Source organism: uncultured Nostoc sp., assembly GCF_964247315.1.
In the GTDB taxonomy this organism is placed as follows: Bacteria; Cyanobacteriota; Cyanobacteriia; order Cyanobacteriales; family Nostocaceae; genus Nostoc.
The window spans coordinates 1-5432 of record NZ_CAXTTT010000222.1 but is presented as its reverse complement, the minus strand read 5'-3'; the positions used below and the strand labels follow the sequence as shown (position 1 = coordinate 5432).

6 protein-coding genes are annotated in these 5432 nt (G+C 44.1%); all 6 read right to left on the bottom strand.

Annotated elements, in window-relative coordinates; translation table 11 throughout:
• Positions 1 to 76: 76 nt before the first annotated feature.
• On the bottom strand, positions 77 to 3055 hold the full coding sequence (locus tag ACFE93_RS33880) for a UPF0182 family protein (protein WP_375480396.1): 2979 nt from the start codon (positions 3053 to 3055) through the stop codon (positions 77 to 79).
• Positions 3056 to 3075: 20 nt separating this feature from the next.
• On the bottom strand, positions 3076 to 3273 hold the full coding sequence (locus tag ACFE93_RS33875) for a type II toxin-antitoxin system HicA family toxin (protein ID WP_375480395.1): 198 nt from the start codon (positions 3271 to 3273) through the stop codon (positions 3076 to 3078).
• Entirely contained in the window at positions 3274 to 3519 is a 246-nt protein-coding gene (locus ACFE93_RS33870) for a DUF1902 domain-containing protein (RefSeq protein WP_375480398.1), read from the bottom strand.
• Between the two features lie 131 nt (positions 3520 to 3650).
• Complete coding sequence (locus tag ACFE93_RS33865) at positions 3651 to 4247, bottom strand: transposase (RefSeq protein WP_375480393.1); 597 nt, start codon at positions 4245 to 4247, stop codon at positions 3651 to 3653.
• Positions 4248 to 4578: 331 nt separating this feature from the next.
• Entirely contained in the window at positions 4579 to 4836 is a 258-nt protein-coding gene (locus tag ACFE93_RS33860) for a hypothetical protein (RefSeq protein WP_375480391.1), read from the bottom strand.
• 26 nt (positions 4837 to 4862) lie between these two features.
• The coding region (locus ACFE93_RS33855) for a WD40 repeat domain-containing protein (protein WP_375480389.1) at positions 4863 to 5432 on the bottom strand (570 nt) is incomplete at its 5' end.

Sequence of the window (5432 nt, the reverse complement as noted above, 5' to 3'; positions counted from 1 at the left end):
GAATCGCGTCTCTACAAATGGTCTATTTGTCGCATTCTTTTTTCAAATTGGTATAACTTTTTAATCTTAAAATCGCTTAACCTGGCGGGACTGCTTCTTCAAAGGGACGGATAATCGCCGGGGCTGGTGTAACTTCTGGTTTAAAGATTCCCTGCAATGCTTGTTCTAAGGTTTGCGCCATGACAATCCGGTTTTCGTAAGCCACTACTACCCGTACTAAGGTTGGCAGACTATTCTGTGTGGCTTCTAGATAGATTGGTTCGACATACAGCAGCGATTGCTCAATGGGAATTACTAGTAGATTGCCTTGAATAGCTCTCGAACCCTGGCGATTCCACAAGGAAATTTGCTGAGAAATTACTGGGTCTTGGTTAATCCGCGCCTCGATTTGCTCTGTTCCGTAAATCAGGCGTTCTTTAGGAAATACATATAACACCAACTTACCGTAGTTTTTGCCATCTGATCGCGCCGCTAACCAAGCAATTAAATTAGTCCGTTGTTTGGGAGTATAGGGTAGAAGCAGAATAAATTCTTCAAAGTCTACAGTGGGTAGACTAGTAATCAAATAATACGGATCTACTGGACGGGGTTCGCTACCATAGATTTCATTCGGAATTTGCCACTGGTCTTCCCGGTTGTAAAATACTTGGGGGTCAGTCATGTGATAGATCATCAACCGCTCAGATTGAAGTTTGAAAAAGTCCACCGGATACCGGGTATGACTGCGGAGATTGACTGGCATTGTACTGAGCGGTTTGAACATGTTGGGAAATATCGCTGACCAAGTAGCAATAATCGGGTCGCTTTGATCGGCAATATAAAACTTCACAGTGCCGTGATAGGCATCAATCACTACTTTGATAGAATTGCGAATGTAGTTGATCCCATCGCTACCAGTGTCTGAGTAGGGATAGCGATCGCTGGTTGTGTAAGCATCTACAATCCAATAAAGATAACTGGGATTACTTGGGAAATCTTGATTAGCAGCAGCAGCAACTAAATAGGGGTCACTGTCAAATTTCAAAAAGGGTGCGATCGCTTGAATTCTTTCCTTGACATTTCGTCGCAGTAGCACTTTTGTATCTGACAAAAAGTCCCGCGTCAGCACCATCTGCCAATCTTTCAAATACATCGCAAATAGCCACCGTCGCCATGCTGAACCGATTTCAACACCACCTAGACCCTCGTAAGAGTTGTAAACATTATCACTACCGCTAGGATAGTCTAGCTCTCTAACTTTTGTGCCAGTCATTACATAAGTATTAGTAATCTCACCGTAATAAATCCGGGGTTGCCCAATCGGAATACTTTGACGAACGGCTTCATTAGAAGTTGTGAGGGCGCTACTATTACCGCTAATATCTTTAACAAAATATTCTGGTAGCCCACCCGGCCCAACTGTATTAACTGGACTAACAGTAAACCCGAAACCGTGGGTATAAATTAAATGGCGATTAACCCATGTTTGAGCTTCCTGTGGTACGGCACTGTAATCTAATTCTCGTGCGGCAATCAGTACCTGCCGCCGTTCTGTTGATTCAACTGCTGGCGACTTTTGGGGGGCAGGTGGTCGAGGTGAAAGTTCATCTGTTTTGAGAGTATATCGATCGATATCGGCATCGGGGAACTGATAATACGGGCGAATTTGTTGCAGTTGACGGTTAGTTTCTAACAGTGGTCGCTCATCCCACAGGCGAATATTCCGAATTGTCGAGTCATTCTTTTGAATATCAGCTTCAGTCAATGTTCCTTGGGGGTTGAAGCTTCTAGAATCGATCGCTTCCAAATCGAATGCTTGGCGAGTCAAGGCGATAGTCCGCTGAATGTAGGGTTGCTCTCGTTGCAACTCATTCGGTTGGACAATTAAATATTGCACTATAGTAGGTAAAACAACATCAGCAGCTACAACTAATACTAGATAAACCCCTAATCCGTAAAATAGAAAGCGACGATACTGAGATTTGGGTTTCCAGAAAAACGTTCGCCAAAGTAGGTAAAAGGCGATCGCAACTGCCACAATGCACAAGACGGTGTAAGCTGGCAACTGGGCTGTAACGTCGGTATAGCTAGCACCATAACTCACACCACGGCTAGAATACACGAGTTCATAGCGAGTTAGCCCATAACTCAGAGCTACTACCAGCATCAACAAGCCACCCATACCAAATAAATGACGCTGCTGCTGGGGCGAAAAACCGGAGAAAATTCCCTGACTCAAACTATCCGCCGACAACAGATAAGTGAGAGTAACGGCGACGAAGCCATACAAACATAATCCCATCAGCCAGAGTTCTAGCAGTTCCCAAAAGGGTAAAGAAAATACGTAAAAGCTGATATCTCGACCAAATAAAGGCTCAGTGCTGTTGAAAAGCGTGGGGTGGAAATATTGCAGTACCTTTGGCCAGTGTCGGAATATGATGAAGGCAAAAATGGGACTGAAGAGAATTGCGATCGCAGTCAGTAAAAATTGAGGATAGATTAAGATGGCGATCGCTACTCCCACAATTAAACCGAGATACCAGACTTGAGAGACAATCTGCCTCAAAAGTTGCCAGATTGTCTCCGGTCTAAATAGGGCGGGAACAGGTAGAATAGCCTGATTAACTGGAGAATGCCAGTAGAAAAGAGCAATTTGACCATAGTGAGCCAGCATCAACCCAATCAACAAGCTCAGTACCACAGTTAAGGGTAATAACCAGCGCAATTTTAATGCTTGAAAGCGTTGCGGCCCAAGTATCCGGGTTTCGTTGCGTCTTGGATAATTAGGACTGAGAAAATTTGTTAATTCACTGTTGAGTTCTGCTGGCTCAATCTTTACAGACTGGGAATATTTTAGCCGTTGTGCTAAAGCCAGGTTTAGCAGTAGATAGGCAGCAGTTATTCCAGCCACGACTACCCACAAAATACCGCGAGTCAGCAGCCTCAACAGAAATACTTGGAGATAGCCGACTTCTTGAAACCAAAAAATCTCTGCTCCCAGGCGGGAACCCAGATCCAGGAGTAGCCACAGCCCCAAGAATACAATTAATAATCTAAAGCCCCATTTCCAATACATTGATATGTAATTTTACCCCCCTAAAAGACTTTGGGAAGTCCAGCTTGTTTCAAAACTCCGTTAGCGGTATGGCGTGACTTGATGGTTCCGTCTACAACAAACCGACGATCTGTAATTGGACTGTACCAGATTTCATGATCTCCTTTGCCTTGCCGTTCAAAGTAGCACCCAACTTCTGAAAGCATCTTTTTCAACTCAGGAGTAAACGACGCACCCATCTATGAAGCCACTTTAATCAACTCTTGTCGATGGCTAGTTAACTCAAAGGTGATAGAACCTACATAGTCAGCAGGGACAATTTTGTTCACAATGATCAGTTCTGGAATTATTTCTCGCAGCTTTTGCGTCAGAACCTCAATCGTAGAAGCTTCTGTTACCAATCCAGGTACGTCATCACTAGTTGCTACCCAAACTTCTGCGTCTGAATCCCAAAATGCTTCAACCTTAAATGTGATTTGTGCCATCATTGAGTGCTTACAACGTAGTTCCAGTTTAGAACATCCGAGTCATTGTAGGGGCACAACATTGTTGTGCCCCTACCACATGTTGCATCCCAACGCGAATTCATATTTATGACATAACACACGATTTTAAATCAAAAAGGGATATCAAACAGGAAATCTTGATCATCAGAATTACGTTGCGGGTTTTCTGGATCATCTGCCCAACGCTGGGGATTATTTAAAATATATTGTTGGATATTATCTACAGATTTTTGCTCTCTTCCAATGTGTTCATAAAAATTGCGTTGCCAGATTGATTGTCCTTTTGTCTGCCAAATTATATTAATGCGTTTGCTGACAACGCCTTTATAGCTACGAATAACTGTAGAAATAGAACCAGGTACAGGTTTACCGAATTGTTCTGTGTTGCAGTCAAAATGTTGATTGAGGGCAGAACAATGTTGTGCCCCTACAGGTTTATCGATGATGATTAAGATGCCGTGTAGATGGTTAGGCATGACCACAAAGGTATCTAATTCAATGTGGGGAAAATGATCGGGTATTGTTTGCCAGCAGTTGAAGGCAATATGACCTAAAGAATTTAATTGCATTTCGCCCTTAACTACATTACCAAATAAACATTGCCGTGCTTTGGTGCAAATGGTGATGAAATATGCACCAGGTTGGGTGTAATCGTACCTTTTCAAGCGAATAGAATGGCGGTGGTGTATTTGTGGATCATAGGGCATTAATTTTTACATATAGTTATTAGTAATGTGTGTTTATTTTAACTGATAATTTCTATTGCCATTGATATAAATAACGTAGGGGCACGGCATTGCCGTGCCCTCCTACCCATTTGGCATCTCAACGAGAAACAATATTGTTTTGCACAATGCATATTACATTTGAATGATACTAATTCCTCTACGGAAAATTACAAATAAAATCTTGGCTGCGGTGAACAGTTCTATCAGGGCACAACATTGTTGTGCCCCTACGCAAGATATTTGTGGTAGCTTTAGTTTGCAAGTTTGTGAAAATGGGATATTAAGGTAAATATTTGCCTTTTAATCACCATCATTCACCCTTGGATCTCGGTTGTTGCAGTTCAAAGGTCGGAGTTCCGAGTTCAAAGGTGGAAGTTCCGAGTTCAAAGGTGGAAGTTCCGAGTTCAGAGGTCGAAGTTCTGAGGTCAGGGGTCGAAGTTCCGAGTTCAGAGGTCGAAGTTCCGAGTTCAAAGGTGGAAGTTTCGAGTTCAGAGGTGGAAGTTTCGAGTTCTGAAGGTGAAAACTGGAGTTCTGAGCCTAAATGGTGGAGATAATAAGTACAGACCATTGTAAGGGCACGGCATTGCCGTGCCCCTACCCATGTTCTTTACTCCAAACATATTTACGGCAGACTTCGCAGGCAGCTTTTGCTTCCTCTGTTTGCGGATTGGTGAAGATGGGATGGTAACGCAACCTGTCGCAACAGACTTGCAACCATGCACGCCAACCACTGCGCCACAACCGCACTGTGCCGTCACTACCGCCACTGACAATCGTCTGCCCATCGGCGCTGATGGCCACAGATAAGACATAACCCTCATGACCACGCAAAGGTTCAGCCAGGAAAAGACCTTGGCGGTTCCACAACCGCACTGTGCCATCATTACCGCCACTGACAATCGTTTGCCCATCGGCACTGATGGCGACAGAATTGACAATACGCTCATGACCACGCAAAGGTTCAGCCAGGAAAAGACCTTGGCGGTTCCACAATCGCACTGTGCCGTCAGTACCACCACTGACAATAGTCTGCCCATCGGCGCTGATGGCAACAGAATTGACAATACGCTCATGACCACGCAAAGGTTCAGCCAAGAGAAGACCTTGGCGGTTCCACAATCGCACTGTGCCGTCAGTACTGCCACTGACAATAGTCTGCCCATC

Coding starts and splice junctions, on each gene's coding strand:
- ACFE93_RS33880 (WP_375480396.1), bottom strand. CDS start 3,055: ATGTATTGGAAATGGGGCTTTAGATTATTAATTGTATTCTTGGGGCTG.
- ACFE93_RS33875 (WP_375480395.1), bottom strand. CDS start 3,273: ATGGGTGCGTCGTTTACTCCTGAGTTGAAAAAGATGCTTTCAGAAGTT.
- ACFE93_RS33870 (WP_375480398.1), bottom strand. CDS start 3,519: ATGGCACAAATCACATTTAAGGTTGAAGCATTTTGGGATTCAGACGCA.
- ACFE93_RS33865 (WP_375480393.1), bottom strand. CDS start 4,247: ATGCCCTATGATCCACAAATACACCACCGCCATTCTATTCGCTTGAAA.
- ACFE93_RS33860 (WP_375480391.1), bottom strand. CDS start 4,836: ATGGTCTGTACTTATTATCTCCACCATTTAGGCTCAGAACTCCAGTTT.